The 3,852-nt window shown below is 73.5% G+C and carries 3 protein-coding genes; 1 reads left to right on the top strand and 2 read right to left on the bottom strand.

All coding sequences use genetic code 11. From position 1 onward, the window contains the following. Positions 1 to 21 precede the first annotated feature (21 nt). On the top strand, positions 22 to 660 hold the full coding sequence (locus tag C1I93_RS29335) for a response regulator (RefSeq protein WP_111246501.1): 639 nt from the start codon (positions 22 to 24) through the stop codon (positions 658 to 660). A 121-nt stretch (positions 661 to 781) separates the two neighbouring features. Here C1I93_RS29335 and C1I93_RS29330 read toward each other — a convergent pair whose 3' ends face one another. Both C1I93_RS29330 and C1I93_RS29325 read right to left on the bottom strand, forming a co-directional pair. Further along, positions 782 to 2,455 carry a sensor histidine kinase gene (locus C1I93_RS29330; RefSeq protein WP_111246502.1) on the bottom strand — a complete coding sequence of 558 codons (1,674 nt, stop codon included), beginning with the start codon at positions 2,453 to 2,455 and terminating at the stop codon, positions 782 to 784. A gap of 110 nt (positions 2,456 to 2,565) precedes the next feature. Then, positions 2,566 to 3,570, bottom strand: coding sequence for an Acg family FMN-binding oxidoreductase (locus tag C1I93_RS29325; RefSeq protein ID WP_111246500.1), 1,005 nt, complete (start codon positions 3,568 to 3,570; stop codon positions 2,566 to 2,568). Positions 3,571 to 3,852 lie beyond the last annotated feature (282 nt).

Raw genomic sequence — 3,852 nt, 5'->3', positions numbered from 1 at the left:
GGGATGGGGTAGGAAGGAGGGGTGATTCGGGTGTTCTTGCTTGACGACCATGAGGTGGTCCGTCGTGGTCTCGCTGACCTGCTGAGTGCCAGTGGGGACATCGAGGTGGTCGGTGAGTCCGGCTCCGCCCAGGAGGCGGCCCGGCGGATCCCGGCGCTGCGACCGGACGTGGCGATTCTCGACGCGCGGTTGCCCGACGGCAACGGCATCGACGTGTGCCGCGACATCCGGGCGGTGGACTCCTCGATCAAGGGGTTGATCCTCACCTCGTACGAGGACGACGAGGCGCTGTTCGCCGCGATCATGGCCGGTGCCTCCGGGTACGTGCTCAAGCAGATCCGCGGCACCGACCTGGTCGACGCGGTACGCCGGGTCGCGGCCGGCCAGTCACTGCTCGACCCGGCGATCACCACGCGGGTGCTGGAGCGCATCCGCAGCGGCGTGGAGCAGCCACGCGAGTTGCAGGCGCTCACCGAGCAGGAACGGCGGATCCTCGAGTACGTCGCCGAGGGGATGACCAACCGGGAGATCGCCGGCAAGATGTTCCTGGCCGAGAAGACGGTCAAGAACTACGTCTCCAGCGTGCTGGCCAAGCTCGGCCTGGAACGACGAACCCAGGCCGCTGTCCTGGCCACCCGCCTGCTCGGCAAGAGCCACTGACCTCAGGCCACTGTCCGGGCGCCAGCTGGCTGCTCGGCAAGGCCACCGACCGCCGGGCCGCACCGACCGCCGGGCCGCACCGACCGCCGGGCCGCACCGACCGCCGGCCGGACAGGGCTGGTCAGTCCCGCAGCGGCACCGACCAGCACAGCTCCGTGCCGCGCGGCTGCCCTGGGCGTACCTCGAAAGTGCCGCCGTGGCGGTCGGCGCGTTCGCGCAGGTTGACCAGCCCGCCCCGGGCGGCGGCCGGGTCGCAGCCCACCCCGTCGTCGGTGACGACGAGGGTGAGCCGGGTGGCGTTCACCGCCACCGCCACCGACACCCTCGACGCCTGCGCGTGGCGTACGACGTTGGAGAGGGCCTCACGGAGCACGGCGGTGAGGTCGGGACGGACCGCGTCGGTGACGGCGCTGTCGATCGGGCCGTTCAGCTCCACCCGGGGCCGGAAGCCCAACGACTCGGCGGCCACCTCGACCGCCTCGCGGATCTCGGTACGCAGCGCCGCGCTCACCGGGCTGCGCAGCTCGAAGATGGTCCGGCGGATGTCGGAGATGGTGGCGTCCAGGTCATCGACCGCGGCGTTCACCCGCTTGGCCACCTCGGGGCGGCCGGCCAGCGGCACCGCGCTCTGCAGTTGCAGGCCGGTGGCGAAGAGCCGCTGGATGACCACGTCGTGCAGGTCCCGGGCGATCCGCTCGCGGTCCTCCAGGACCACCAACTGCTCCCGCTCCTCCTGACCCCGGGCCCGCTCCATGGCCAGCGCGGCCTGCCCGGCGAAGCTGCCCAGCAACACCACGTCGTCGTCGGTCGCACCGCCGTGTTCGGTGCCGTACGCGATCACCAGTACGCCGTGCAGCGTGTCGGCGGTGGCCAGCGGGGAGATCACCGCCGGGCCGGTGTGCAGCATCGCCGGCCACGGCGCGGCGTGCGCGAGATCGTCCACCGAGTCGTGCCGCCGCTGCGCGATCGCGCCGGCGAAGCTGGTGTCGGTGGCCGGCAACACCGTGCCGATCAGCGCGCGGGCCTGTGTCCCGGCACCGTCGACGACCTCCACGGTGAAGTGTTCGGCCTCGTCGTCGTAGAGCAGCACCAGGGCCAGCTCGGCCTCGGCGACCTCCCGGGCGCGGCGGGCCACCAGAGTCAGCGCGTCGGTGCGGCGTACCTCGCCGAGCAGCAGCGAGGTGATCTCGGCGGTGGCGGCGAGCCAGCGTTCCCGCCGGTGGGCCAGCGCGTACAGCCGGGCGTTCTCGATCGCCACGCCGGCCGCCGCCGCGAGCGCCACGACGATCTCCTCGTCGTCCTCGCTGAACTGGGCGCCGCCCTGCTTCTCGGCCAGGTACAGGTTGCCGAAGACCTGGTCGCGGATGCGCACCGGCACGCCGAGGAAGGTGTGCATCGGCGGGTGGTGCGGCGGGAAGCCGTACGAGCGCGGATGCTGGGTGATGTCCGGCATCCGCAGCGGTTTCGGGTCGTCGATGAGCAGCCCGAGCACGCCCCGGCCGTGCGGCAGGTCACCGATCTTCGCGTGCAGCTCGGGCGAGATGCCGTGGGTGATGAAGTCGTGCAGCATCCGGTCCGGGCCGATCACGCCGAGTGCGCCGTACCGGGCACCGGCCAGGTCGCAGGCCGACTGCACGATCCGTTGCAGGGTGCTGCGCAGGTCCAGGTCGGTGCCGATGCCGACGACCGCGTCGAGCAGCGCCCGCAGCCGTTCCCTGCTGGTCACCACCTCGCCGACCCGGTCCAGCATCTCCTGGAGCAGTTCGTCGAGGCGGACCCGGGACAGTGGGCTCAGCCCGAGCGAGGGAGGCTCGTGCCGGTGGTTCGAGGCGCCGACGGTCACCCGGCGATGCTATCCGGCGGCCGGACGCGACGAAACGTCGCGCCGGGCCGCCAGGCGGATGGTCAGGCGTGGCCGTCGACCGCCGAGGTGTCCACCACCTGGTCGCGCGGCAGCCGTGGCGTGTGTGGCGGGCCGGCGTGCGCCGGGTCCGCGACCCCGAGACGCAGGACGAGGTACGGCTGGCCCAGCCCGGCGAGCACCTGACGCAGGATCTGTCGGGTGCCGCCCACCTCCACCACCCCGCTGAGCGGCACCATCGAGACCCCCAGCCGGGTGGCGACCAGCCAGGCCGCCGAGAGCGCCTCACCGGCCCGCAGCCAACTGAGCGGGGTGTCCTCGTCGCCGTGCAGCACCCCGTACGACGCGGCCCGGTCGTGCCCGGGGCCGACCGGCAGGCTTCCGGGGCGGCCGAAGTCGCGTCCCGGCACCGTGGTCTCCGGCGCCTGCTCGGGCAGCACCTCCGGGGTCAGCCCGGTCCCGCCGGCACGGCTGGTCCAGTAGGCCAGTTCCTCGCGCAACTGGGGATCCTCCGCCTCGACCGTGGCGGCGTGCGAGGCGGCGGCGGCCAGTTGCAGCACCTGGTCGCGGTCGAGGATCTCCAGGCGGGCGCCCTCCGCGACGGCGGCCGAGGCGACGGCGGCCAGACTCTCGTCGGCGACGGGCTCGTCACTGACCGGCCGCCGGTCGGTGCGCCGCACCTGCATGCACTGCACGGTGCGCATCGCGTCCGGGTCGACGCCGGTGGGCCGCAGATCGGTGAGGCGGGCGAGCAGCTCCGGCTCGTCCGGATCGGGCAGCCGGTGCACGGTCGCCGTCCACCCCTCGGCGGCCAACGCCAGCCGGGCGTGGTGCAGCGCGGCACCGCAGCTGAGCGTGACCAACTCGCCGGCCGGGTCGGTGGCGGTCAGCTGAGCGTCACGGACCATCCGCAGCTCCAGTGCCTCGGGCAGCACCCGCCAGCGCCACGGTTGCGTGTTGTGCACCGATGGCGCGTGGCCGGCCATCGCGGCGGCCTCCGCCAGGGCGGTGGTCAGCGGGCGGTGGGTAGCCGGCGTCTGGTGGCTCATCCTCACGACCTTTCCGTCTCTGCTCATCGTGCCGCACCTCGGTACGGCCGTGGGCCGGGTCGGCTTCATCCTCTGCCATCCGCCGCCGCCGCGCACGGCCCGCTGGTCCCGCCCGGCCGGGCACTCCGGCCCGGGACCGCGCGGCCCGCTGGTCCCGCCCGCAACGGCAGCCCCGGCTCGGACCGCCGCACGACACCGTCGACGGACCTCGCCGCGATCTGACCGAAAGCGGCCGACAGCGGGCCGGTTGGGTTGGGACGATCCGCCTGTGGAGCAGGAGTC

The organism is Micromonospora endophytica, assembly GCF_003236305.1.
GTDB classification, from domain to species: Bacteria; Actinomycetota; Actinomycetes; order Mycobacteriales; family Micromonosporaceae; genus Micromonospora; species Micromonospora endophytica.
The sequence above is the reverse complement of the archived record's forward strand: the minus strand, read 5'-3'. Positions and strand labels throughout refer to the sequence as shown.